Below are 25,996 nucleotides of genomic sequence, written 5' to 3' on the forward strand. Positions count from 1 at the left end.
GATTAAGGGATTGATGATGTTATTGATTGAAGCCACTGAATTAAAAAAAGATTTGGAGTCAGGTAAAGAATTTTTGTTATTTGATTGCCGCTTTGATCTGGTCAACCCTAAAGCAGGTTATGAATCTTATTTAGATGGGCACATTCCATCTGCTATCTACGTGGATGTTGATCATGATTTGGCTTCTGAGAAAAATGGTCAAAATGGTAGACATCCTTTACCAACGATTGAGCAGTGGCTCAAAACATGTGCCAGCCTTGGCATCACAAAAGATAGCAACATCGTCATTTATGACAATCAGTCATGCATGTACGCCGTCAGAATGTGGTGGATGTTAAGAGCCACAGGCCATAACAAGATTCGATTGCTCAATGGTGGCTATGCCGCTTGGTTGGCTGCCGGTTTTGCAGGCGAGACAACAGAGCGTCACAGATCAAATAGCTCTCCATCACCATCAGGCAACACTGCTACTGATGAATACAAGGATGCGCTTTTAGCTTCAGACATTCTTAATAACTTATCCAGTAAAAAATTCGTGGTTCTGGATGCACGATCTGCTGATCGCTTCCGTGGCGAGAATGAAACGCTTGACCCTGTGGGCGGACATATTCCTGGGGCGATCAATCGTTTCTTCAAAAATAACTTGGATGCCAATGGTCAATTTAAATCAGCTGATGTCTTAGCAAAAGAGTTCAAAGAGTTGCTTGGGGACACCCCAAGTGAATCCATCATTCATCAATGCGGCTCAGGCATCACTGCTTGCCACAATATGTTTGCGATGGAATTGGCTGGTCTGAAATCATCCATGATTTACCCAGGCAGCTGGAGCGAGTGGTGCGCAGATCCCGCTCGCCCTATTGAAAAATAAATCGATTGGGTTTTTAACTCAGCAGCGACACAAGAGTCTTAGTGACTATGACCCAAGTGACTTAGCTCTGAAATAAACAAAACCAAGGCCACACCCAGAACAATCAAAAAGACTTGCTCAAGTGACTCCTTGAGTTTTGGTCGTCTGTGCATCTGCGGCATCAAATCACTCACGGCAATGTAAATGAAGCTACTAGAAGCCAAGACGATGACATATGGGATCAAGGCTTGTGCACTGTCCAAAAAGAAGTATCCAAGCACCCCACCAATCACAGCCATTAAGCTAGATATGAAGTTATAGAGCAAAGCTTTTGCTTTGCTAAACCCTGCATTCAGCAAAATAATGAAATCGCCAACTTCTTGCGGTATTTCATGCAAAGCAATAGCAACGGCCGTTAAGACCCCAATTTGTGGGTCCACTAAAAATGCAGCGGCGATCAAAATACCATCGGCAAAATTGTGCAGGCCATCGCCCAACAAAATCACCCAACCACTCTTACCAGCAGACTCCGCATCATGACCATGATGATGACCATGTCCATCGTGCTCGTGATGATGACTGTGTCTTAAAAGCGCAGCCTTCTCCAAAATGAAGAAACCCAGTAATCCAGCCAGCAGCGCAATAAACAAAGAAGAAATATCAGCGCCAGGGGTCGTGAAAGCTTCTGGCAAAGAATGTAATAAAGCGGTTGCTAATAAAACACCAACCGAGAGACTCACCATCTTGTTGACCATTCTTGATAGGACAGTCAAAGACAAGCTGGCTGCAGCAGCAATACTCAATAACCCAGCCACCGTGGTGGCCAGGATGATCCAAAACAATGTCATACAACCCCTTGTTGCTTAAACCAAGCCAAGCACTTATCCCAACCATCTTTTGCTGGGCCTTCACGATAAGTGGCTCGGTAATCAGCATGGAAAGCATGAGGTGCGTCTGGATAAATTTCGAAACGAGATGCTTGAGCAGCTTTATTGGTTTTAGCTGCGGCCAAAGCCTGCTTCATTTGATCAACACTCTCTAAAGAAATACCAGTGTCTGCACCACCATATAAGCCAAGAACAGGTGCTTTCATTTGTGCTGCTAGATCAACTGGGTGCAGTGGGCTATTAGGAGTCTTGTCCCCAATCACTCGACCATACCAAGCCACACCCGCACGCATTTGCGGAATTTGTGCGCAAGCTAACCATGTGATGCGGCCGCCCCAACAAAAACCAGTGATGCCAATTCGCTTCAGGTCACCGCCGTTTTTACCAGCCCAATCAATACCAGCCTGCAGATCAGCCATCACTTGCTCATCGGATGTTTTACCAACAATCTCTTTCAAGATTTCAGCCATGGTGCCCAATGTATTGGGATCTCCTGCTCGAACAAAAAATTCTGGGGCAATCGCCAAGTAACCCATCTTGGCAAATCTTCTAGCCACATCAGCAATGTATTCGTGAACACCAAAAATCTCACTGACAACAAAAACCACAGGTAAGCCATTTTTAGGCGTCTTCTTTGGTCTGGCCACATAGGCAGGAACATCAAATCCCTTAGAAGTAAAAGTCACTTCTTGTCCATCAATGCCATCAAAGTTTGTTTTAATCGCCTGCGCTAAAACTGGTTCAGCAGCAGCTACATACCCCAAACCAACAGTGGCAACAGCGCCGGTTTTTAAAAAACTGCGGCGATTGGTGCCAGTATTATTTAATAGCGACTCAGCTTCTTTGATTAGATTCTTATCCACAGCATTCTCCTCTTAGTCATTTTAGTAGTCATTGTTTTATTAATGGGCTTCTTCCCAATTAGCACCAACTCCAACTTCAACCAATAACGGCACTTTTAAGGACGCAACACCTGTCATCAGTTTTGGTAAATTTTCTTTCACCAATTCAAGTTCAGACTCAGGCACCTCAAGCACCAATTCATCATGGACTTGCAAAAGCATACATGTTTGCATGTGATTTTGCTCTATCCAATCCTGAACCGCAATCATTGCCAATTTAATCAAATCTGCAGCAGTTCCTTGCATGGGGGCGTTGATTGCAGCTCTTTCAGCGCCCTGACGACGCATACCATTGGCACTTCTGATTTCAGGTAACCATAAACGACGACCAAAAACTGTTTCAACGTATCCATTTTCTTTGGCAATCACCCGGGTACTCGCCATGTAATCAGCCACACCTGGGTACCTAGCAAAATAGGTATCGATGTACTGCTGAGCGGCTGATCGTTCGATGCCCAAATTACCAGCCAATCCAAAAGCACTCATGCCATAGATCAAACCAAAATTAATCACCTTGGCGTAACGTCTTTGCTCAGAACTCACTTGATCAAGCGCCACATGGAACATTTCAGCAGCCGTGGCTTTATGAATATCTTCACCCGCTGCAAAAGCTTTTAATAAACTTTCATCTTCGGCAATGTGAGCCATGATGCGCAATTCAATTTGTGAGTAGTCTGCAGAAACCATGACCGATCCAGGTTTTGCAATAAATGCTTCCCGAATTTTCCTGCCCTCTTCGGTTCTCACTGGGATATTTTGTAAATTTGGCTCACTTGAAGCCAAGCGCCCCGTCACAGCCACTGCCTGAGAATAGTTTGTGTGCACCCTGCCAGTTTTAGGGTTGACCATTCTTGGTAATTTTTCAATATAAGTTGATTGCAACTTGGCCAAGCTTCTGTAGTCCAAGATTCTGGCTGGCAAGGGATAGTTTTCTGCCAACTTTTGCAACACCTCTTCATCGGTGGACGGTGCACCAGAAGGAGTTTTCTTAACAACAGGTAGTTCAAGTTTGCCAAACAATATTTCTGCGATTTGCTTGGGAGACTGAATATTGAATGGCTGACCAGCCAGTTCATGAATTTGTTTTTCCAATTCCAGCAAACGCTGCCCAACGATTTGCCCTTGAGCAGCCAATTTGGCACTGTCAATCAAAATGCCATTACGCTCCATCACTGCAAGAGCCAGCATCGCTGGCATCTCAATCTCGCGATAAATGCGCAGCAACTTTTCATCCGCTGCAATGGCTGGATACATGGCGTGATGAAGTCTCAAAGTGATATCAGCATCTTCAGCCGCATATTGGGTGGCAGTTTCAAGATTCACCTGATCAAAAGTGATTTGATGAACACCTTTGCCACAAACCTCTTCATAGGCAATGGTTTTCTCACCCAAGTGACGCATGGCCAAGCTGTCCATGTCGTGACTTCTGTGCGACTCTAAAACATAGGACTGTAAGAGTGTGTCGTGCTGAATGCCTCGAAGTTTGATGCCACAACCATCAAAAATATGAATGTCATATTTTAAGTTTTGGCCAAGCTTGGCATGTTCATCACTCTCTAACCATGGCTTGAGTTGTTCAAGCACCGATTGTTTATTCAATTGATCTTCATTGGTGGTGTGCGCCAACGGAATGTAACAAGCCTCACCAGGGGAGACAGCCAATGAAATACCCACAAGATCAACTCTTAATGCATCTAAGCCGGTTGTTTCTGTATCAACGCACGTCAATGCGGCTGAATTGATTTTCCTTAACCAAACATCCAATTCAGCTTCGGTGGTCACACATGAATAATGACGCTCTATTTTTTCAGTCGGCAGTTCAGCGACAAAGCCCAATAGGTCGCCAGCTGACATTTCCTTTACATCAGCTATTTTTGCTTCTGTTTTTACATCTGATGCTGCTTGAGTTGCCCCTTGAGTTCCTGATGGAGCCGAATTAGATCCACGATCTAACTCTCTCAACAAGGATTTAAATCCAAACTGCGTGAACAACTCTCTGAGAGTCTCTTTGTCTTCTGACTTGGCATGAAGCTCATGCAAACCAATCAAATGCTCTTTGAGATCACAGTCAATTTTGACAGTGACTAATTCTCGGGCCTTTGGTAACCAATCGAGGCTGGCACGTAAATTTTCTCCAACCACGCCCTTCACCTCGGCAGAGCGCTTCATCAACTCATCCAAAGTGCCAAATTCATTCAACCATTTGACAGCAGTTTTTGGGCCGGCCTTAGGTACCCCAGGAACGTTATCAACGCTATCGCCCATGATAGAGAGGTAATCAACGATTCTTTCTGGTGGAACGCCAAATTTATTCAATACACCAGCACTATCTAAACGCTCTTCTGTCATGGTGTTGATCAAGCTAATGCCCGGCTCAACCAATTGCGCCAAATCTTTATCACCCGTTGAAATGAGCACATTCCAATCGGCTGCCTTGGCTTGCTTGGCCAAAGTTCCAATCACATCATCAGCTTCAATGCCTGGCACAACCAACACTGGCCAACCCATGGCGCGCACCACTTGATGGATTGCTTCAATCTGTAAAGCCAAATCCTCTGGCATGGATGAACGGTTGGCTTTGTACTCCGGATACATCTCATCGCGAAAGGTTTTCCCTTTGGCATCGAAGACACAAGCGATGTGATCGGCGTCTAGTTCTGTTCTGGCGCGCCTCATCATATTGACCATGCCTTGAATTGCACCGGTTGGAAAACCTTGCGCATTGCGCAAATCTGGCATGGCATGAAAGGCACGGTAAAGGTAGCTAGAACCGTCAACTAGCAAAAGGCGATGTGTAGACATCCCACAATCGTACAATTGATGCATGAAGACTCCGACTTTTTCTCAAATCAACGCCTCAAAAAACACGCCTTTTAAGCTTGTTTTAAGTAGCCTTATCACCACATTAATCCTTGTATCTCAAGGACTTATGGCGCAGAACACCCAAGCTTTGAGTGCAGAGGAGTTGCAAAGAATCAATCAGCAACCCATTACTCCAAAAGTTAAAAATAATGCTGAAACTGGCAAATTGACTGAAAAAAAGCCAACTTTTCAGCATCAAGAGGCCGATGGTACAAGCATCAAGGAATACAAAGAGGGTGGCAAAGCAACCGAAGTCATTGTTGAAAGCTCCTTTGGAACTCGCTACGAACTGAGCACTCCTGATGATGCAGCCTCACCCAAAATCAGAGATCAGAACGTTAATCGTGTACCAACCATTCGAATGCCCTTTTAATATTTATGGCGGTCTTCACATCTGTCACTCTCGATGAAGTCAATGCTTGGTTAGAAAAGAATTACCGAGTAGGAACTGCTTCAGAATTAAAAGGCATCAGCAGTGGGATCGAGAATTCTAATTTCTTCTTGACCACGCAAATGGGTGGAACTCAACGCGAATTTGTTTTGACGTTGTTCGAGCGCTTATCAAAAGAACAGTTGCCCTACTATTTAGAGTTGATGGAACATCTGTCAAAAAAAGGCATCAAGGTTCCAGCTCCCCTCAGAAACAATGCTCATCAAATCGTCGGTGACTTAAATGGCAAGCCAGCAACCATCGTTACAAAGCTTTCTGGAAAATCATTTTTAAATCCTTCTGTGCGTCATTGCGAATTAGTGGGCGACGCCTTGGCCAAAATGCATTTGGCAGGTCTTGACTTCCAGCTCTCTCAAGCAAACCTGCGCAGCATTGATTGGTGGAAAAGCACTGTGCCTTTGGTCATTCCTCATCTGAATTCAGCTCAAGATCAGTTGATTCAGTCAGAACTTGTGGCACAAATCAATTTCTTTAACAGTGCCGAATACCAATCACTGCCCTCTGGACCAAGTCATTGCGATTTGTTCAGAGACAATGTGTTGTTTGATAACGTATCTGGGCAAGATGAACTCGGTGGATTTTTTGACTTTTACTTTGCTGGTAACGATAAATGGTTGTTTGATTTAGCCGTCACCATCAATGACTGGTGCATCGATTTAGCGACCGGTGAAATTGACCAAGCAAGATACGCAGGCATGATTGAAAAGTATCAGGCCGTTCGATCTTTTGAACCAGCCGAAATTAATTCTTGGAACATGATGTTGCGAGCAGCAGCTCTGCGCTTTTGGGTGTCTCGCCTTTGGGACTATCACCTACCGCGAGAGGCAAAAATGTTGACGCCGCATGACCCTACTCATTTTGAGAGAATTCTGATCTCACGCCGTGAGGTAAGCTCTTACCTTCCAAATAATTCTGCTAAACATGCAACTAAATAAAGCTCCTTCCGGCGACGGTTACGTATGGGTAAGACAAGGCTTCTGGCTTTTTAAGAAAAATCCATTGGCATTCTTGATGCTGGTATTTCTTTATGTGTTTATTGCTCAGTTCGCGATCCTGATCCCAGTGTTCGGGGTTTTTGCAGTATTGCTTTTAACCCCAGCCCTCACCGTTGGCTTCATGACAGCTTGTCAAATGGTGATTCGTGGCGAGCGAGTGATGCCCACCGTTTACCTCGCAGGCTTCAGAGGAACGGATTCAATCACCAAAAAGAATTTATTGGTATTGGGCACAGTCTATGCCTTCGCTATTTTGATTTTGAGTTTGATCGCCAGTGCTTTTATTGATTTCAAACAATTGGTCACCCTACTAACGCAACAAAAAGAACCGACCATCAGAGATGTTCAAGGTTTGTACACTGGGCTGACCATCGGCCTTTTGCTTTATTTGCCAGTGGCGATGGTGATGTGGTTCGCCCCAGTTTTGGTTGCTTGGGAAAAAATGTCAGTGGCTCAAGCGCTTTTCTCAAGCTGGGTTGCTTGCTGGACCAATAAAGCCGCCTTTATTTTTTACTTGATGATTTGGGCAGTCCTGATTGTTGCTGTGCCGTTTTTCTTGGAAGCACTGCTTGATAGCATTGGTCTTAGAGCCGCCATCCCATTCATCATTCCACCTTATTCAATGGCGGCCCTGACAGTGATGTACTGCTCATTCTTTGCCACTTGGAAGGCTTGCTTCAACAAAGAATGATCAATCAATGGCGGTTAATTTAGCAATCGCCAATTGCAACCATTTAGGCCCATGGCGATTAAAGTTCACATTGGCCTTGGCTTGATCAGCTTGACCTTCAATGGCCAAAATTCTTCCCTCACCAAATTTTGTGTGAAACACGCTCTGCCCAACCCTGAAGCCATGCCCATTGTCTTTTTGCGGCAAGCTACTGATCGGCACAGTGATGGCGCTGCTTCTAGAAGACCTTGAGATCGTTGCTGCTGGACCACCCCAATCACTGCCCTCAGACCATGACGGCATTCTGGTGGTAGTTGTACTGCTGCCCCAACGCGCATCTTTGTTTTTAGGCGTCAAATGCTTCAAAGATTCTGCTGGTAACTCATCTAAAAATCTTGATGGCAAGTTATATCTCACCTGACCATGCAGCAGTCTTGATTGCGTGTGAGATAAAAATAATCTTTCCTTGGCTCTGGTGATGGCCACGTACATCAAACGTCGCTCTTCTTCTAAACCATCATCCTCATTGATGCTGTTTTCATGAGGGAACAAACCTTCTTCCAAACCAGTGATGAACACGTTGGTGAACTCAAGACCTTTGGCGGCGTGTACTGTCATCAATTGAACAGCATCCTGACCGGCTTGAGCTTGGTTATCTCCTGCCTCAAGTGAAGCATGCGCTAAGAAACCAGCCAAGGGCGACATCTCGGTGATCACTTCAGTCTGATCAGTGCCGGCCACTGTGTCTTGAGCAAATCCTTCTTCAGCGATGAACGCTGTGGCAGCGTTGACCAATTCTTGTAAGTTTTCTACACGGTCTTGACCTTCACGCTCTGTCAAATAATGCTGAATCAAACCGCTGTTTTGTATCACGTAATCAACTGTTTCAGGCAAGGTGTTGTGACGCGTGGCATCACGCATGTGATCAATCAAGCGCACAAATGCTGAAATAGAGGTTCCTGCTTTACCTTCCAAGTAAGGGGCTGCAGCATAGAAAGAACAATTATTTAATTTGGCACTGTCTTGCAACGTCTCAATACTTTTAGCTCCTATACCTCGGGTTGGAAAATTCACCACCCGCGCAAAGGAAGTATCGTCATTGGGGTTTTCTAATAAACGCAAATAAGCCAAGGCATGCTTGATCTCAGCACGCTCAAAGAATCGCAAACCGCCATAAACACGATAAGGAATGCCTGCAGAAAAAAGTCCATGCTCGATGATGCGTGACTGAGCATTGCTGCGATAAAGAATGGCAATCTCGGTGCGCATGCTACCGGTGTTGATCAAGCTCTTGATTTCATCAACCATCCACGCAGCTTCAGTGCCATCAGTGGCAGCCTCATAAACTCTCACGGGTTCACCATGACCTGCGTCTGTTCTCAAATTTTTACCAAGGCGCTCAGTGTTATTGGCAATCAAATGATTGGCAGCATCCAGGATGTGTCCGTAGGAGCGATAGTTTTGTTCAAGCTTGACCAAGTAAGGCTTGTAATGACGCTCAAACAATTTCATGTTCTCAACATCAGCGCCCCTGAAGGCATAAATACTTTGATCATCATCACCGACTGCAAACACAGAGCATGGTGAAGATGTGCCGTGGCCAGACAAGAGTTTTAGCCATGCGTATTGCAAAGCATTGGTGTCTTGAAACTCGTCGACCAAAATGTGGCGAAATCTCTCTTGATAATGCTCACGAATCGGTTGGTGATGTTTTAAAAGCTCATAGCTGCGAAGTAACAATTCTGCAAAATCAACCACGCCTTCACGCTGACATTGCTCTTCATAAGCTTGATACAGCTCAACCATGGTGTTTTGGAAAGAATCTCCGCGATCCATGTCTTTGGCACGCATGCCTTTTTCTTTGGCATGGGCAATGAAGTATTGAAGTTGTTTGGGCGGATACTTCTCATCATCAATTTTGAGTGACTTCAAAAGTCTTTTGATGGCAGACAATTGATCTTGGGTATCCAAAATCTGAAATGTGGATGGCAAGCCGGCATCTTTGTGATGGGCTCTCAATAAACGATTACACAGGCCGTGGAAGGTGCCAACCCACATACCCCTGGTGTTGATGGGCATCATGGCAGAAAGACGCGTCAACATCTCTTTAGCAGCCTTATTTGTAAAGGTCACAGCCAAAACACCTACTGGCGATGCCTGACCTGTCTGAATCAGCCAAGCAATTCTGGTGGTCAATACTTTGGTTTTGCCGCTGCCAGCACCCGCTAAAATCATGGCTGATTGACTATTACCCGCCTCATTAACAGGCGGCAAAGTCACAGCTTCTAGCTGTTCTGGATTTAAATTATTAAGAATATTCGTCACATGCGCCTTTACGTTCAACAAAAAATTATAATTCGGGCTTATGTCTAAAAATCTTTCTGACCTCGCTAAATCTTTCGAACCCTCCCAAATCGAGGCCCAATGGGGTCCTGAGTGGGAAAAAAGGGGTATTGCCACCGCTACTTTGGACGACAAAAAGGATAGTTTTTGCATCCAATTGCCGCCACCGAACGTCACAGGCACCCTTCACATGGGTCACGCCTTCAATCAAACCATCATGGATGGCTTGGCAAGACACGCTCGCATGCAAGGCAAAAACACCCTTTGGGTTCCTGGCACTGACCACGCAGGTATTGCGACACAAATTGTGGTGGAAAGACAATTAGACGCTCAAAAAATTTCAAGACATGATTTGGGTCGTGAAAAATTCTTAGAAAAAGTGTGGGCCTGGAAAGAGCAATCTGGCTCTACCATCACCAATCAAATTAGACGCTTAGGTGCTTCGATTGATTGGAGCCGTGAATACTTCACGATGGACGACAAAATGTCCCAAGCAGTGGTTGAAGTATTTGTCAGCTTGTACGAACAAGGTTTGATTTACCGCGGTAAACGTTTGGTGAACTGGGACCCTATTTTGGGTACAGCAGTTTCTGATCTAGAAGTTGAGAGCGAAGAAGAACAAGGCTCGATGTGGCACATTCGTTACCCACTATCGAATGGTCAAGGACATCTCACGGTTGCCACAACTCGTCCAGAAACCATGTTGGGTGACGTAGCAGTGATGATTCATCCAGAAGATGAGCGCTACAAGCATTTGATTGGTCAAACAGTTAACTTACCTTTATCAGACAGACAGATTCCGATCATTGCTGATGATTATGTCGATAAAGAATTCGGTACTGGGGTAGTCAAAGTCACTCCAGCCCACGACTTCAATGACTACGCTGTTGGCTTGCGTCATCAATTAGAGATGATCAATATTTTGACCTTGGATGCCAAGATCAATGAACACGCCCCTAAAAAATATCAAGGTCTTGATCGCTTTGAAGCCCGCAAGTTGATTGTTGCCGATCTTGAAGGTTTGGGTTTATTAGAAAAAGTTCAACCACACACCTTGATGGTGCCTCGCGGTGATCGCACCAAGTCTGTGATTGAGCCAATGCTCACAGATCAGTGGTTTGTGGCGATGTCTAAACCGACCGAGCACAATCTGTATCGCCCAGGCAAATCAATTGCTGAGGCAGCTTTGGATGCAGTGAAGTGTGGCGATGTGAAGTTTGTTCCAGAAAATTGGACTACCACCTATAACCAATGGTTAGAAGGTATTCAAGATTGGTGTATTTCACGTCAACTCTGGTGGGGTCATCAAATCCCTGCTTGGTATCAAGAAGACGGCAAGATTGTTGTGGCGCGCACAGAAGCAGAAGCTGCCGCAAAAGCAAAAGCCAATGGCTACACAGGTGCTCTGCGCCGCGATGAAGATGTTTTGGACACATGGTTCAGCTCTGCCTTGGTGCCATTCTCATCATTGGGTTGGCCAAACAAAACGCCAGAACTGGCTCATTTCTTACCTTCATCAGCATTGGTAACAGGCTTTGACATCATTTTCTTCTGGGTGGCTCGCATGGTCATGATGACCTGCCATTTCACTGGCAAGATCCCATTTGAAACTGTTTACGTGCATGGCTTGGTGCGCGATGCCGAAGGTCAAAAGATGAGTAAGTCCAAAGGCAATACTTTGGATCCAATTGATCTGATAGACGGTATTGACTTAGATACCTTGTTGGCGAAACGCACAACAGGTTTGATGAATCCTAAGCAAGCCGAAAGCATCACGAAGAAAACCAAAAAAGAATTCCCGGACGGCATCCCTGCCTTTGGTACAGATGCATTGAGATTCACATTCGCATCGATGGCAACACTTGGTAGAAATATCAATTTTGATCAAAAGCGCTGTGAAGGCTATCGCAATTTCTGTAACAAGCTATGGAATGCGACTCGCTTCGTGTTGATGAACTGCCCAGGCACACCTGAAGACAATGGCATTGCCCAGTGCGTTGGCGAATGTGGTCCAGACGGTTATTTAGATTTCTCGCCAGTAGACAAGTGGATCGTGTCCTTGTTGCAAAGAGTTGAGGAAGACATCGATAAAGGTTTCAAAGATTATCGTTTTGACAATATCTCAACGTCCATCTATCAGTTTGTTTGGGATGAATATTGCGATTGGTACTTAGAGCTTGCCAAAGTTCAATTACAAAACGGTACGCCTGCTCAACAACGCGCCACCCGCAGAACTCTTTTGCGCGTACTAGAAACCATCTTGCGCTTGGCGCACCCAGTGATCCCATTCATCACCGAAGAATTGTGGCAAATTGTTGGTCCGATGTCTGGCAAAGAACTTGCTCAACAAGAAAAGCAAACGATTGCATTGCAAGCCTACCCAATGGCTCAGCCAGAGAAGATATGTGCCAAGAGCGAAGCTTGGGTGGCCGAAGTCAAGGCTTTGGTAGACGCTTGCCGCAACCTCAGAGGTGAGATGCAAATTTCTCCAGCACTGCGGGTGCCTTTGTACATCAAAGGGGATTCTGAGTTCTTGAAATTAGCAGCTCCCTACATCCAGGCATTGGCAAAATTATCAGAAGTAAAAATTTATGAAGATGATGCAAGCCTAGAAAAAGATGGCGCAGGTGCACCAGTGGCGATCGTGGGTAATACCAAAATATTACTCAAGGTTGAAATTGATGCGGCTGCTGAAAAAGCTCGCTTGAGCAAAGAGATTGAGCGCATCAGCGCAGAAATCAATAAAGCGAATTCAAAATTAAACAACGAAAGCTTTGTGGCAAGAGCCCCTGAAGCTGTGGTGATTCAAGAGAAGCAGCGTTTGGCAGATTTTGAATCTTTATTAGAAAAACTGAACAGTCAATTAAGTCGTTTACCATCCTAATATGAATACAACCATTACCAAAGCAGTTTTCCCTGTTGCAGGCCTTGGCACCCGCTTCTTACCAGCGACCAAAGCCAGCCCTAAAGAAATGTTGAATGTGGTTGATAAACCACTGATTCAGTATGCCGTTGAAGAAGCCATGGCTGCCGGCATCACTGAAATGATTTTCGTCACCGGTCGCAGTAAACGAGCGATTGAAGATCACTTCGATAAAGCTTATGAACTAGAAGCTGAATTAGAAGCTAAAAATAAACAAGATTTACTTGCCTTGGTTCGTAGCATCAAACCAAGCCATGTGGATTGTGTGTACGTCCGACAGCCAGAGGCGCTTGGTTTGGGGCATGCTGTTTTGTGCGCCGAAAAATTGATCCGCGATGAAGCTTTTGCCGTGATCTTGGCGGATGACTTATTGGATGGCAAAGTACCCGTGATGAAGCAGATGGTTGATAAATACCAGCACTATCGCAGCTCTATCTTGGGCGTTGAAAAAATCTCACCCGAGCAAAGTAAATCATACGGTGTGATTGACGGTAAATTATTTGACGAGCGTATTTACAAGCTGAGCGGCATTGTTGAAAAGCCAGCTCCAGCAGATGCCCCATCTAACATGGGTGTTGTGGGTCGCTACATTTTGTCTTCAAGAATTTTTGATCACATCAAAACAATCAAACCAGGTGCAGGCGGAGAATTACAGTTAACTGATGCGATTCAATCGCTGCTCAGTCAAGAGCAAGTATTGGCTTATGAGTATGAAGGTGTGCGCTATGACTGTGGCAGCAAACTCGGTTATTTAAAAGCCACTGTGGACTTTGCCTTGCGTCACCCTGAAGTCAAGGACGGCTTCAGCGAGTTTCTTAAAACTCGCTGATCAATCAAATCAATCTTTAGCGGCGCTTGAGATAAAAAACAAAAGCGTCAGCTAATTTCTCAGTGAGCAGCAACTCATTACCGGTGTGCTTGGCAAAGGTTGGAAAATCTTGCTCAGCGCCCGCATCGGTGGCTGTCACTTTAAGAACTTCCCCACTTTGCATCTCTGCCAATGCTTTTTTGGCTCGCAAAATAGGCAGTGGGCAATTCAGCCCACTGGCATCCACTTCTTTATCTACTTGCTGACTCATAAACGCTCTGATACCCAAGCTTGAACGCTCTTAAGAGCCACCGTGAGGCCTTTTGGATCGGTGCCACCAGCCATCGCCATGTCAGGCTTACCGCCACCCTTACCGCCGACCTGTTGCGCCACATGGTTCACCAAATCACCAGCTTTGACTTTGGCAATCGTGTCTGTAGTCACACCAGCAGCCAATTGAACTTTTCCATCTTGAACAGAAGCCAAAACAATCGCTGCTGACTTCAATTTATTTTTAAGCTGATCCAAGGTTTCTCGTAAAACTTTGGCGTCTGCACCTTCAAGAAGGGCTGCCAAGATTTTCACGCCATTCACCTCAACAGCTTGTGACATCAATTCATCACCTTGACTAGCAGCCAACTTAGATCCCAAGCGCTCCAATTCTTTTTCCAAAGAACGTGCGTGATCTTGAAGCTGTGTGATTCTCTGGGCCAAATCACTCGGGGTTGCTTTCAGGCTCGCGGCCAATTGATTGATCTGAGTGTCTAGTTTTTGCAAATAAGTCAAAGCACGATCACCAGTGATGGCCTCCACTCGGCGAATACCAGCAGCAACACCGCTTTCTGACAATATTTTAAAAATACCAATATCACCAGTTCTTTGAACGTGTGTACCACCACACAACTCTTTGGATGAACCGATTTCTAAAACGCGCACAGACTCGCCGTACTTTTCGCCGAACAACATCATGGCGCCCGTTTTCTGCGCATCATCCAAACTCATCACTTTGGCTGAGGTTGCAGCGTTCGCAAGAATTTCAGCATTGACCAATTGCTCTACCTGAGCAATCTGCTCTGGCGTCATAGCTGCCGTGTGTGTGAAGTCAAAACGTGTTTTATCAGCATCGACCAATGAGCCTTTTTGCTGCACATGTGCGCCCAACACTTCACGCAATGCTTTGTGCATCAAATGGGTAGCACTGTGGTGACGAATCGTTCTTGCACGTCTTTCAGCATTCACTTTCGCATTGAGCTGATCGCCCACTTTGATTTCACCCTCAAGCACTTGACCATGATGACCAAAGACATCCGCCTGAATTTTCAGCGTATCTTCAACTTCAAACAAACTGGATTGATTGCGCAACTCGCCAGCATCACCCACTTGACCGCCAGATTCAGCATAGAAAGGTGTGTTATCTAAAACCAAAACAGCGTTATCACCCGCCTTGATTGAATTGACTTGTGAGCCATCAACATAAAGTGCCAAGACCTTGGCAGAATCTTTATTCAAAGTGTCATAACCGTGGAACACGGTTGGCGCTCCACTGTACTCAAGGCCCTGTGCCATTTTGAATTTACCTGCAGCACGTGCTTGATCACGTTGACGATTCATGGCAACTTCAAAGCCAGCCTCATCAACCGTCACGCCACGCTCGCGACAGACGTCTGCTGTTAAATCAAGCGGGAAACCAAAGGTGTCATGCAACTTGAATGCAGTTTCACCATCAATCACTTTTGAACTATTGGCCAAAGCAGATTCAAGAATTTCCATGCCGTTCGTGATTGTTTGGAAGAATCTTTCCTCTTCTTGCTTTAATACTTCTGTGACTCGTGCTTGGTTAGCTTTCAGCTCTGGGTAAGCCTCACCCATTTCTTGAACCAAAGCAGCAACTATCTTGTGGAAGAATGGAGCGCGTGCGCCCAATTTATAACCGTGACGAATCGCGCGGCGAGTGATACGACGTAAAACATAACCACGCCCTGCATTACCCGGGATCACGCCATCTGCCACGGTGAAAGAGCATGCGCGAATATGGTCTGCAATCACTTTGAGTGACGGGCTGTTGGCATCACAATTGCCAGCACCAGCACCATCAACCGCTGCTTTCGCAGCGTTGAGTAAATTAACAAATAAATCAATTTCGTAATTTGAGTGAACGTGTTGCAACACTGCTGCAATGCGCTCAAGCCCCATGCCTGTATCAACACTTGGCTTAGGCAACGGATGCATCACACCATCTTCATCGCGATTGAATTGCATGAAGACGTTATTCCAGATTTCGATATAGCGGTCGCCATCTTCATCAGGACTACCAGGAGGACCGCCAGCAATGTGATCGCCATGGTCATAAAAAATTTCTGTACAAGGACCGCAAGGACCGGTGTCACCCATCATCCAAAAGTTATCTGAGGCGTAACGACCACCTTTGTTATCACCAATGCGAATGATTCTTTCAGCTGGCACACCAATTTCTTTTTGCCAAATGTCATATGCTTCATCATCTTCAGCATAAACAGTCACCCACAACTTCTCAGCTGGCAACTTATAAACAGTGGTCAATAGTTCCCAAGCGTAACTGATCGCATCTTTTTTAAAGTAATCACCAAAAGAGAAGTTACCCAACATCTCAAAGAAGGTGTGATGACGGGCCGTGTAGCCGACATTATCTAAGTCGTTGTGCTTACCACCGGCACGAATACATTTCTGCGCTGTGGTCGCTCTGCTGTAAGCGCGCTTATCAAAGCCCAAGAAAACATCTTTGAACTGATTCATGCCCGCGTTGGTGAAAAGCAAGGTTGGATCATCGCCCGGCACAACCGGACTTGACGAGACCACTTGATGGCCTTTGGATTCAAAGAACTTTAAGAAATTTTGGCGTATTTGAGTAACTTTCATGTGCGTAATTATGACTCAGACAAGGCTCATTGGTACAAACCCCAAGCCAAAAAATGGGAATCTAAGCTTTAAGAAAGCTTACAATTGCTCCTTCAACACTCACTGATAAAAATAAAGAGGGCCTAACGATGCATATTCGCAGTCAAAAAGACTTCGCCTCAGGAATCATGTTTGTATTAATCGGACTTGGTTTTGCCTACGTTGCAACAACCTATCCCATGGGTACACCCGCCAAGATGGGTCCTGGATACTTCCCGTTTTGGTTGGGGATTGTCCTAGCCATGATTGGTGCCATTGTGACCATGACTTCAATGTCTAAAAAAGGTGAGTCAGACAAACTTGCAAAATGGGACTGGATATCTGTCCTATGGGTCACTGGCTCAGTGGTTTTATTTGGTCTTGTTTTAAAGCCAATGGGCTTGGTTGTTTCATTGGCACTCCTGGTCTTCATCTCAGCCATGGCCAGCCATGAATTCCACTGGAAGGGCACCGTAGTAAACATTGTGATCATGAATTTAATTGCCTACGTTGCCTTTATCTGGGGACTGAAACTTCAGTTCCAAGTTTGGCCAAGCTTTTTAACTCCTTAAATCTCGGAGAAGATACATCATGGAATTATTAGACAACCTCTCGCTGGGCTTTGCGACTGCTTTTACCCTGCAAAACTTGCTTTACTGTTTCATTGGTTGCTTACTTGGCACAATGATTGGTGTTCTTCCAGGCTTAGGCCCAATCGCGACAATCGCGATGCTCTTACCTGCAACTTATGCATTACCTCCAATTGCAGCCTTGATCATGTTGGCAGGTATTTACTATGGCGCCCAGTACGGTGGCTCTACAACTGCTATTTTGGTCAACATCCCTGGAGAGTCATCCTCGGTCGTGACTGCGATTGACGGTTATCAAATGGCTCGTCGCGGTCGTGCTGGCGTCGCTCTATTCACAGCTGGCTTTGGTTCTTTCTTCGCTGGTTGCGTGGCTACTTTGGTGCTTGCTGCATTTGCTGCACCATTGGCAGAAGTTGCCTTTAAGTTTGGCCCCGCCGAGTATTTCTCCTTGATGGTTCTGGGTTTGATTGGTGCCGTGGTTTTGGCTTCAGGCTCATTGGTCAAAGCGATTGGCATGATTGTGCTTGGCTTGTTGCTTGGTTTGATTGGTACAGACGTTAACTCTGGCACAGCACGTTATTCATTCGACATCCCTGAATTAACAGACGGCATTGGTTTTGTGGCCATTGCGATGGGTGTGTTTGGTTTCGCTGAAATCATGAATAACCTTGAGCAAAAAGAGAAGCGCGAAACTTTCTTGGATAAAGTCACATCACTTTGGCCTGGCAAGGAAGACTTCAAGCGCATGATTCCGTCGATCCTTCGCGGAACAAGCATTGGCTCTATCTTGGGTGTTCTACCTGGAGGAGGAGCAGCACTGGCTGCGTTTGCCGCCTACTCAGTTGAAAAGAAAACATCGAAACACAGTGCAGAATTTGGCAAAGGCGCCATTGAAGGTGTGGCTGGCCCTGAAAGTGCGAATAATGCCGCATCACAAACATCATTCATTCCCTTACTGACTCTTGGTATTCCACCAAATGCCGTGATGGCTTTGATGGTGGGTGCGATGACAATTCATAACATTCAACCAGGCCCACAGGTGATGACCTCTAACCCAGCTTTATTTTGGGGCTTGATTGCATCGATGTGGATCGGTAACTTGATGTTGATCATTTTGAACCTGCCATTGATTGGTGTGTGGGTCAAAATGTTGACGATTCCTTATCGCCACCTCTATCCAGCTATCTTGGTTTTCTGCTGTATTGGCGTGTACACCGTTAACAACACCAACTTTGATATTTTCATGACCGCCGCTTTTGGTATTGCTGGCTACTTGTTCTTCAAGTTGGGTTGCGAAGCACCTCCATTGCTACTTGGCTTTGTTCTAGGACCGATGATGGAAGAGAACTTCCGTCGCGCCATGCTCCTTGCCAGAGGTGATTTCACGGTTTTCTTCACTCGTCCGCTGTCTCTTGGTTTATTGATTGCCGCAGCCGCATTAGTTGTTATTGTGACTCTTCCAGCAGTGAAAAAAACCAGAGAAGAGGCTTTCGTCGAAGAATAAATTTACAATGTGGGTATGTCTGAAAAGAAGAACCCAATTCCTTCTAAATTCGAGACCCTAGAGGTCTCGAATTTTTTGCGTCAAATCATTGATGCTGATCTTGCCCAGGGCAAGCACTCAAAGCGCCTAGACTCATCTGGCAAACCCCTCCCTAGCGTTATCACACGGTTCCCGCCTGAGCCGAACGGTTACCTGCACATCGGTCATGCCAAGAGTATTTGTCTGAACTTTGGCCTTGCCAGAGATTACTCACAGGCCTTGCATGGCGCCCGCTGCAACATGCGCTTTGATGACACCAATCCTAGTAAAGAAGAGACTGAATATGTTGATAGCATCATTGATGCCGTCCGTTGGTTAGGCTTTGACTGGATCCATGAGGGTGTTGAACATCAACACTATGCCAGCGACTATTTTGACCAGTTATACGAATTTGCAGAAAAATTAATTGAAGCTAATAAGGCTTATGTTGACAGTCAATCTGCTGATGAGATTCATAAAAATCGAGGTAACTTTACTCAGCTAGGCACCAACAGTCCATTCAGAAACCGCAGCGCGGAAGAGAATTTGGCTTTATTCAGAGAGATGAAGTCTGGCAAATATCCAGATGGCGCTCATGTGTTGAGACTCAAAATTGACATGAGTCATCCAAACATTGTTTTGCGTGATCCAGTGGTGTACCGCATTCGTCACGCTCACCATCATCGCACGGGTGATAAGTGGTGCATCTACCCACTTTATGACTTCACTCATTGCATCTCTGATGCTTTAGAAAACATCACTCACTCGATCTGTACTTTGGAGTTTGAGAACAATCGCCCACTCTATGACTGGGTGTTAGAGGCTTTAAAAGAAGTCGGCGTCTTCCAGGATCCTTTACCAAAGCAATATGAATTCGCACGTTTGAATTTAACTTATGCCATCACCAGCAAGCGCAAGCTATTGCAGTTGGTTGAAGAAAAACGTGTGGATGGCTGGGATGATCCGCGCTTGCCAACCTTGGTAGGTATTAGGCGCCGTGGTTTCACGCCTGAAAGTATTCGTTTGTTCTGCGAACGCATTGGTGTATCCAAAGCGGATAGCTGGATTGATATGTCTGTGCTTGAGCAAGCCCTGCGTGATGATCTAGACGCCAAGGCCGAGCGTGCCTTTGTGGTGTTAAAGCCTCTCAAACTGATCATTGATAACTTTGATGCCAACCACAGCGAACCTTGCTCTGCGCCCAAACATCCTCACCATGAAGATTGGGGTCGCCGCGAATTTAATTTAAGCAAAGAGCTTTGGATTGAAGAAGATGACTTCATGGTTGAACCAATCAAAGGTTTCTTTAGACTCTACCCACCTGCGAATGGTGAAGCAGGCAGTCGTGTGCGTCTGCGCCACGGCTTTGTGATTGAGTGCACTGGCTACGACACTGATGCCAGCGGCAAAGTGATTGCAGTTCATGCCAATTACTTCCCTGATAGCAAGAGTGGTACACCTGAGTCGAATAATTACAAGGTGAAGGGCAATCTTCACTGGGTCAGCGCCAAAGAAGGCATCAAGGCTGAGATCCGTGTTTACGATCGTTTATTCACTGACCCACATCCAGACAGTGGTGATAAGAACTTCTTGGATGCTATCAATCAAGATTCAAAACAAATTTTGAATGCTTACTTAGAGCCAAGCCTAAAGGATGCGCAAGCTGAACAGCGCTTCCAATTTGAACGTCATGGTTATTTTGTGGCGGATCGAATTGACCACACAGCATCCAACCCAGTGTTTAACTTGTGTGTGGGCTTGAAAGATACTTGGAAGTAAATCTCAAAGAGTTTTAAAGACTTAAAAAACTTTAAAGAGAATTTAAACAGTCTTCCACAGTCGGGTAACGAAGTTTAAATTTGAGTTCTTTCAAGCGCTTATTCTGAATGCGTCGCGACTCACTCATGAACGACAGCATCATAGGATCTAACTGTGCGCTCAAGTCCTGTCTCGATGCTCTTGGTGGTTTTGGCAAATTCATCTTTTGAGCGATCAAATCAAAGTAATCAGCCATTTTTAATTGACTGTCATCACAGGCGTTGATGACGCGCTGAGATTTACCTCTCCACAAAACATAAGTGATCAATCTGGCTAAGTCATCAGCATTGACGTGATTCGTATAGACATCCTCATCAGCATTCAGCACAGGAGTTCCCCTTCCCAATCTTTCGACAGGAAGTCGATCACCGGCATAAATGCCTGGCACCCTCAAAATGTGAGTCTGAACCCCTGACATGCCCCATGCCCTGATTTGCTGCTCGGCAGACACCCTTCTTTGAGCTCTAGCCGTACTTGGATTAAGGGTTTTGGTTTCGTCGATAAGGGCTCCCTGACAATCGCCATAGACGCCTGTGGTGCTGATATAAATCAGTTGCCTGATAAATCCTGCCCCGTGAGATAAAATCGACAGCAAGTTACTTGTACGACGATCTTGAAGGCCTTGAGTAGCTGGCGGGGCCAAATGGATCACTTGGGCAGCCAAGTGAGGTAAACGCCATAGAGTCTCTGGCTGGTCAAGGTTCCCATAGACAGGAATTGCTCCAGCCTGTCTCAATGCCGACATCCTGCTGGATGAAGAAGTCAGAGCAAACACTCGGTACTTTTTCACCAATAGCGGCAGCAAGCGCATACCGACGTCGCCACAACCAACGATAAGAATTCTAGGTTTACCAATACGTTGCATAAACTCAATCGTAATGCTTTAAAAAAGGAATGTCAGTGTCTTACCAAATAACCATTAAAACCAGCGGAAAAACATTTAGTGCCAACGGCGATGAAACTGTTTTAGAAGCCGCCATGCGTCAAGGCATCAATTTACCTTATGGTTGTAAGAATGGTGCTTGCGGCTCTTGCAAAGGCAAGATTGAATCTGGTCAGGTTTCACATGGCCAACACCAAGAAAAGGCTTTGACTCCTGAAGAGGCCTTCAATGGCTGCGCGCTATTTTGCTGCGCCAAGGCAGAATCAGATTTGGTGATTGATGTGAAAGAAGTGCCTTTGAATGGGGATGTCACTGTCAAGAAAATTCCTTGCCGCGTGGCCAGCTTAGAGCAAGCGGCCGATGACGTGGTAATTGTGAAACTTCAATTACCCGCAACTGAGAAATTTCAGTTTTTAGCTGGTCAATACATTGAGTTTTTATTAAAAGACAAACGCCGCGCTTACTCGATTGCAAGCGCCCCGCATGAAGAAGGCCCTTTAGAGCTTCACATCAGGCACATGCCTGGTGGCTCATTCACCGACTTTGTTTTTGGCAAAACTGAGAACGGCACGACCCTCAAAGAAAAAGATATTTTGCGTTTTGAGGGCCCTATGGGCAGCTTCTTCTTGCGCGAAGATTCTGACAAACCAATCATCTTTATTGCCTCAGGCACCGGCTTTGCCCCTATCAGAGGCATCATTGAGCACATGCGCCACTCAGGCATCACTCGTCCAGTGAAGCTTTACTGGGGTGGTCGTCGACCAAAAGATTTTTATCGCGACGCCTTGTGCCAATCATGGGCCAAAGAAATGCCTAATTTCTCATACATTCCAGTTGCTTCAGAGCCTACCCCAGAAGATCAATGGACTGGTCGAACAGGCTTTGTGCATGTGGCAGCCATGGAAGATAATCCAGACATGTCGGCCTACCAAGTGTATGCCTGTGGCGCACCGATTGTGGTTGAATCCGCTAAAAACGATTTCGTTGCAAAATGTCACTTACCGGCTGATGAGTTTTATGCAGACGCATTCACATCTGCTGCTGACTTAGCTAAGAAAAATGCTACAGCTTAAAATTTGATAAAGACTAAATTTTTGATCAACCCTGAAACAGATAAATAAAGACATGACCATCGATACCCATTCAGTGATGTACATCACCAAACGTCCAGACTTGGTTTTCACCGAAGGTCAGGGTTCTTGGTTGCTTGATCAGAACGGTAAAAAATATTTAGACTTTTTACAAGGTTGGGCTGTTAACTGCTTAGGCCACTCTAATCCAGGCATGATTGAAGCGATTGAAAAGCAAGCTAAAAAGGTCATCAACCCAAGTCCTGCTTTTTATAACGAGCCGATGATTGCGCTGTCTAATTTACTGACAGCCAATAGCTGCTTTGATAAAGTATTTTTTGCCAACAGTGGTGCTGAAGCCAACGAAGGTGCTATCAAGCTAGCGCGTAAATGGGGCAAGCTTCACAAAAACAATGCCTTTGAAATCATCACCTTCAATCATGGCTTTCATGGCAGAACATTGGCCACGATGAGTGCTTCTGGCAAAGAAGGCTGGGACACCATGTTTGCCCCTCAAGTTCCTGGTTTTCCCAAAGCAGAACTGAACGATATTGAATCAGTCAAAAAACTGATCAACGATAAAACTGTGGCCATCATGCTTGAACCTGTTCAAGGTGAAGGTGGTGTTATTCCGGCGGATCATCAGTTCATGCGTGATCTTCGTGAAATCACCAAGAAAAATAAAATCTTGTTGATTGTTGATGAAGTTCAAGCTGGCTGCGGACGTACTGGCAAACTATTTGCCCATCAGCTATATAACATCAACCCTGACATCATGACGCTTGGTAAAGGTATTGGTGGTGGCGTGCCGTTGGCTGCACTTCTTGCTACCGATGAGGTTGCTTGCTTTGAACCAGGCGATCAAGGGGGTACTTATAACGGTAACCCATTGATGACTGCAGTTGGGTTCAGTGTGATTTCTCAATTATTGGCACCAGGATTCTTGGATGAAGTGCTTGCCAAAGGTCAGTACTTAAGAGAGCTATTGCTAGACCTGAGCAAAGAACTCGGTCTTGATGGTGAGCGCGGTGAAGGCTTATTGAGAGCTCTCAAATTGAATCGTGACATCGGACCTGAAATCGTTGAGCGCGCTCGCAATCTTGAGCCGATTGGTCTTCTATTGAATTCTCCACGCCCAAATTTAATTCGTTTCATGCCAGCGCTGAATATCAGCCGTGAAGAATTAAAACAAATGGTAGACCTCTTAAGAGGCGTGATCAAATCAATTAAGTAGCAGATCAGGGCAGTACTAAAAGAGTACCAAAGACAGTTTAAAAGCAGCCTAAAGGCCGCATCAAAGACCTTTAGGCAATGGGAATGCTGTCTTCTCAACAATCCCCTCTAAAGGTCTCACACTCTTTGGCCCAAGCTCTTTGATGCGATCAATGATTGATTGAGCCAAGCTCTCTGGTGCAGATGCACCTGCAGTCAATCCAATTCTCTTTTTACCTACAAACCACTCAGGCTTTAACTGACTGGGATGGTCCACCATGTAGGAAACAACTCCCAACTTTTCAGACAATTCTCTCAAGCGATTGGAGTTAGAGCTATTAGGGCTACCAACCACAATCACTAAATCAACTTGTGGAGCCATGAACTTCACAGCATCTTGACGATTTTGAGTGGCGTAGCAAATGTCTTGTTTTTTCGGCTGCTGAATGTGTGGGTACTTTGCTTTTAATGCATCCACAATTTCTTTGGTTTCATCAACCGATAAAGTTGTTTGAGTGACATAAGCAACAGGACTGTTTGCCGGAATCGTCAGGGTTTGAACATCATGAATGTTTTCCACCAGTTGAATGCCTTCCGGTGCCTGGCCTAAGGTGCCCTCAACTTCAGGATGACCACGATGACCAATCATGATGATCGTCATGCCCTCTTTGCGCATTTTTATAACTTCAACGTGCACCTTCGTCACCAAAGGACAAGTCGCATCAAATATCTTCAAGCCACGCTCTTCTGCCTCTTGTCTCACCGCTGGCGAAACACCATGAGCACTGAAGATCAGAGTATTACCCGCCGGAACCTCATGGAGATCATCCACAAAGATGGCGCCGCGTGCTCGCAAATCATTCACCACATAAGCGTTATGAACAATTTCATGACGCACGTAAATAGGCGCCCCAAACTTAGTCAAAGCCTGTTCAACAATCGTGATGGCACGATCAACTCCTGCACAAAAGCCTCTGGGTTGAGCCAGCAAGATTTCGCCGTCATTCACCACTTCAGAAGTTGCTTGAACAGGCGTTGTCATTTAAAGAATCGCAATGATTTCTGCTTCGAACAAAATTGTTTGGCCAGACAAAGGATGGTTGAAGTCAAAAGTTGCAGAGTCACCATCAATTGCCAAAAGGGTTCCAGAGTATGTCGCACCATTAGGTGCATTGAACTCAATCATGTCGCCAGGCAAATACTCTTCTTCAGGAGAAGAGTTTTCACGCAAGGTTGTCAAAGAGATTGTTCTGATCAAATCTGGGTTCTTCTCGCCAAAGGCAGCCTCTGGAGCCATGGTGAAAGTTTTACGCTCACTCAAAAGCATGCCAACCAATGCTTGCTCGAGCGTGGGCGAGAATTGTCCAGTGCCCATCATCAAAGTGGCAGGCTTGTCCTCGAAAGTGTTCATGACGTCTCCACCCTCAGGCAAAGAAATCCTGTAGTTCAAGGTCAAGAACGAATTGGCGGTAACTACGGCTCCGCTAGCCATATTAGATTCAGTCATAGCGACATTTTAACTAGCCCTGAGAAATCTGGCCAAACATCGATTAAAAATTGGCCAAAACAGTCGCAGCCACGAGAAAAACTTCTGTTAAGTGGGCCAAGCTCTATGAACGATGCTGAGCTACTCTCCATCATCCTCAGAACAGGCAACCAAGGAGAAAATTCATTGAATTTATCTCATCGACTCATTCAGGAATTTGGCTCACTCTCATCAATCCTCACCGCCAGCCTGAAAGACTTTGAAGCCTACAAAGGGATTGGTATTTCTAAATGGTCACAACTTCAAGTCATTCATGAGCTGGTGCAACGCAGCTACAAAGAGAAGATCAAACAACAAAGTATTTTGACTTCGACAGATTTAGTCAAAAGCTATTTGATCGGTCTGATTGGCCAAAGGGAGTATGAGGTCTTTGTTTGTCTCTATCTGGATATCCATTTAAGGTTGATTGATGCCCATGAAATCTTCAGAGGATCCATCTCTGAAACAACCGTACATATTCGTGAAATTGCCAAAGAATGTCTCTTGAGAAATGCGAGTAATTTGATCATTGCTCACAATCATCCCAGCGGGAGCTTAAAACCCAGTCAAGAGGACATTGGTTTGACCATTGTTTTGCATGAGGCACTGCAACTTCTTGAGGTCAATCTCTTAGATCACTGCATTGTGACAAAAAGAGGGGCCTCATCTTTTTTAGAGCTTAAGATAATGCCTTTTAAAGGTAGTAAACACTAACTTAAAAGGCCATTTTGAGTGTAACGTAGGTCAAATCAAAGACTTTTTTTGATCCGATTCG

21 protein-coding genes are annotated in these 25,996 nt (G+C 45.4%); 12 read left to right on the forward strand and 9 right to left on the reverse strand.

The features are described 5' to 3' along the window. Window positions 1-13: 13 nt before the first annotated feature. Window positions 14-868 carry a sulfurtransferase gene (locus AOC33_RS00420; RefSeq protein ID WP_089514638.1) on the forward strand — a complete coding sequence of 285 codons (855 nt, stop codon included), beginning with the start codon at window positions 14-16 and terminating at the stop codon, window positions 866-868. 38 nt (window positions 869-906) lie between these two features. Here the strand turns inward: AOC33_RS00420 and AOC33_RS00425 are convergent, their stop codons facing one another. Genes AOC33_RS00425 through polA form a run of 3 tightly spaced genes read right to left on the reverse strand, consistent with a single transcriptional unit; the run spans window position 907 to window position 5,438 of the window. Next, window positions 907-1,695, reverse strand: a complete 789-nt coding sequence (locus AOC33_RS00425; protein ID WP_089514639.1) for a ZIP family metal transporter — start codon at window positions 1,693-1,695, stop codon at window positions 907-909. Next, window positions 1,692-2,597, reverse strand: a complete 906-nt coding sequence (locus AOC33_RS00430) for a dienelactone hydrolase family protein (protein ID WP_089514640.1) — start codon at window positions 2,595-2,597, stop codon at window positions 1,692-1,694. The genes AOC33_RS00425 and AOC33_RS00430 overlap by 4 nt, the downstream gene beginning before the upstream one ends. Before the next feature lie 39 nt (window positions 2,598-2,636). After that, window positions 2,637-5,438: a DNA polymerase I gene (gene polA, locus AOC33_RS00435; RefSeq protein WP_089515543.1), complete on the reverse strand. Its 2,802-nt coding sequence runs from the start codon at window positions 5,436-5,438 to the stop codon at window positions 2,637-2,639. Between the two features lie 127 nt (window positions 5,439-5,565). On the opposite strand from polA, the gene AOC33_RS00440 reads away from it, so the two are divergent. Genes AOC33_RS00440 through AOC33_RS00450 form a run of 3 tightly spaced genes read left to right on the forward strand, consistent with a single transcriptional unit; the run spans window position 5,566 to window position 7,635 of the window. Further along, on the forward strand, window positions 5,566-5,871 hold the full coding sequence (locus tag AOC33_RS00440; RefSeq protein ID WP_143743999.1) for a hypothetical protein: 306 nt from the start codon (window positions 5,566-5,568) through the stop codon (window positions 5,869-5,871). A gap of 5 nt (window positions 5,872-5,876) precedes the next feature. After that, complete coding sequence (locus tag AOC33_RS00445) at window positions 5,877-6,884, forward strand: homoserine kinase (RefSeq protein WP_089514642.1); 1,008 nt, start codon at window positions 5,877-5,879, stop codon at window positions 6,882-6,884. Then, window positions 6,871-7,635, forward strand: a complete 765-nt coding sequence (locus AOC33_RS00450) for a BPSS1780 family membrane protein (protein WP_089514643.1) — start codon at window positions 6,871-6,873, stop codon at window positions 7,633-7,635. Before AOC33_RS00445 ends, AOC33_RS00450 begins: the two co-directional genes overlap by 14 nt. Here the strand turns inward: AOC33_RS00450 and AOC33_RS00455 are convergent, their stop codons facing one another. Continuing rightward, entirely contained in the window at window positions 7,636-9,939 is a 2,304-nt protein-coding gene (locus AOC33_RS00455) for a UvrD-helicase domain-containing protein (protein ID WP_089514644.1), read from the reverse strand. It abuts the gene before it with no gap. 40 nt (window positions 9,940-9,979) lie between these two features. Here AOC33_RS00455 and AOC33_RS00460 point away from each other — a divergent pair, with 40 nt between their 5' ends. Together AOC33_RS00460 and galU are read left to right on the forward strand one after the other, a co-directional pair. Then, the gene (locus AOC33_RS00460) at window positions 9,980-12,841 is read left to right on the forward strand and encodes a valine--tRNA ligase (RefSeq protein WP_089514645.1); all 2,862 of its coding nucleotides are present in this window, start codon (window positions 9,980-9,982) and stop codon (window positions 12,839-12,841) included. Between the two features lies 1 nt (window position 12,842). Then, entirely contained in the window at window positions 12,843-13,709 is an 867-nt protein-coding gene (gene galU / locus AOC33_RS00465; protein WP_089514646.1) for a UTP--glucose-1-phosphate uridylyltransferase GalU, read from the forward strand. A 16-nt stretch (window positions 13,710-13,725) separates the two neighbouring features. On the opposite strand, the gene AOC33_RS00470 is transcribed toward galU, so the two are convergent. Continuing rightward, the gene (locus tag AOC33_RS00470; protein WP_089514647.1) at window positions 13,726-13,959 is read right to left on the reverse strand and encodes a sulfurtransferase TusA family protein; all 234 of its coding nucleotides are present in this window, start codon (window positions 13,957-13,959) and stop codon (window positions 13,726-13,728) included. After that, window positions 13,956-16,583 carry an alanine--tRNA ligase gene (gene alaS / locus AOC33_RS00475; protein WP_089514648.1) on the reverse strand — a complete coding sequence of 876 codons (2,628 nt, stop codon included), beginning with the start codon at window positions 16,581-16,583 and terminating at the stop codon, window positions 13,956-13,958. Before alaS ends, AOC33_RS00470 begins: the two co-directional genes overlap by 4 nt. Window positions 16,584-16,711: 128 nt before the next feature. Between alaS and AOC33_RS00480 the strand changes: the two genes are divergently transcribed. The 3 genes from AOC33_RS00480 to AOC33_RS00490 are packed head-to-tail and all read left to right on the forward strand — an operon-like array spanning window position 16,712 to window position 20,492. Next, window positions 16,712-17,173 (forward strand): tripartite tricarboxylate transporter TctB family protein, encoded by a 462-nt coding sequence (locus AOC33_RS00480; RefSeq protein WP_089514649.1) that lies wholly within the window; start codon window positions 16,712-16,714, stop codon window positions 17,171-17,173. 19 nt (window positions 17,174-17,192) lie between these two features. Continuing rightward, window positions 17,193-18,695 carry a tripartite tricarboxylate transporter permease gene (locus tag AOC33_RS00485; protein ID WP_089514650.1) on the forward strand — a complete coding sequence of 501 codons (1,503 nt, stop codon included), beginning with the start codon at window positions 17,193-17,195 and terminating at the stop codon, window positions 18,693-18,695. Window positions 18,696-18,710: 15 nt separating this feature from the next. After that, entirely contained in the window at window positions 18,711-20,492 is a 1,782-nt protein-coding gene (locus tag AOC33_RS00490) for a glutamine--tRNA ligase/YqeY domain fusion protein (protein ID WP_089514651.1), read from the forward strand. A gap of 31 nt (window positions 20,493-20,523) precedes the next feature. Here AOC33_RS00490 and AOC33_RS00495 read toward each other — a convergent pair whose 3' ends face one another. Next, the gene (locus AOC33_RS00495; protein ID WP_089514652.1) at window positions 20,524-21,396 is read right to left on the reverse strand and encodes an SDR family oxidoreductase; all 873 of its coding nucleotides are present in this window, start codon (window positions 21,394-21,396) and stop codon (window positions 20,524-20,526) included. Window positions 21,397-21,431: 35 nt separating this feature from the next. Here AOC33_RS00495 and AOC33_RS00500 point away from each other — a divergent pair, with 35 nt between their 5' ends. Both AOC33_RS00500 and AOC33_RS00505 read left to right on the forward strand, forming a co-directional pair. Further along, the gene (locus tag AOC33_RS00500; RefSeq protein WP_089515544.1) at window positions 21,432-22,487 is read left to right on the forward strand and encodes a CDP-6-deoxy-delta-3,4-glucoseen reductase; all 1,056 of its coding nucleotides are present in this window, start codon (window positions 21,432-21,434) and stop codon (window positions 22,485-22,487) included. Window positions 22,488-22,539: 52 nt separating this feature from the next. Then, window positions 22,540-23,718, forward strand: a complete 1,179-nt coding sequence (locus tag AOC33_RS00505) for an acetylornithine transaminase (protein WP_089514653.1) — start codon at window positions 22,540-22,542, stop codon at window positions 23,716-23,718. 60 nt (window positions 23,719-23,778) lie between these two features. Here the strand turns inward: AOC33_RS00505 and ispH are convergent, their stop codons facing one another. Continuing rightward, entirely contained in the window at window positions 23,779-24,738 is a 960-nt protein-coding gene (ispH, locus tag AOC33_RS00510; RefSeq protein ID WP_089514654.1) for a 4-hydroxy-3-methylbut-2-enyl diphosphate reductase, read from the reverse strand. After that, window positions 24,739-25,203 carry an FKBP-type peptidyl-prolyl cis-trans isomerase gene (locus AOC33_RS00515; protein WP_089514655.1) on the reverse strand — a complete coding sequence of 155 codons (465 nt, stop codon included), beginning with the start codon at window positions 25,201-25,203 and terminating at the stop codon, window positions 24,739-24,741. 42 nt (window positions 25,204-25,245) lie between these two features. Here AOC33_RS00515 and radC point away from each other — a divergent pair, with 42 nt between their 5' ends. Next, a complete protein-coding gene (gene radC / locus AOC33_RS00520) occupies window positions 25,246-25,935 on the forward strand; it encodes a RadC family protein (protein ID WP_281252749.1) in 690 nt (229 codons plus the stop codon). Window positions 25,936-25,996: the final 61 nt, after the last annotated feature.

Source organism: Polynucleobacter cosmopolitanus, from assembly GCF_002224225.1.
In the GTDB taxonomy this organism is placed as follows: Bacteria; Pseudomonadota; Gammaproteobacteria; order Burkholderiales; family Burkholderiaceae; genus Polynucleobacter; species Polynucleobacter cosmopolitanus.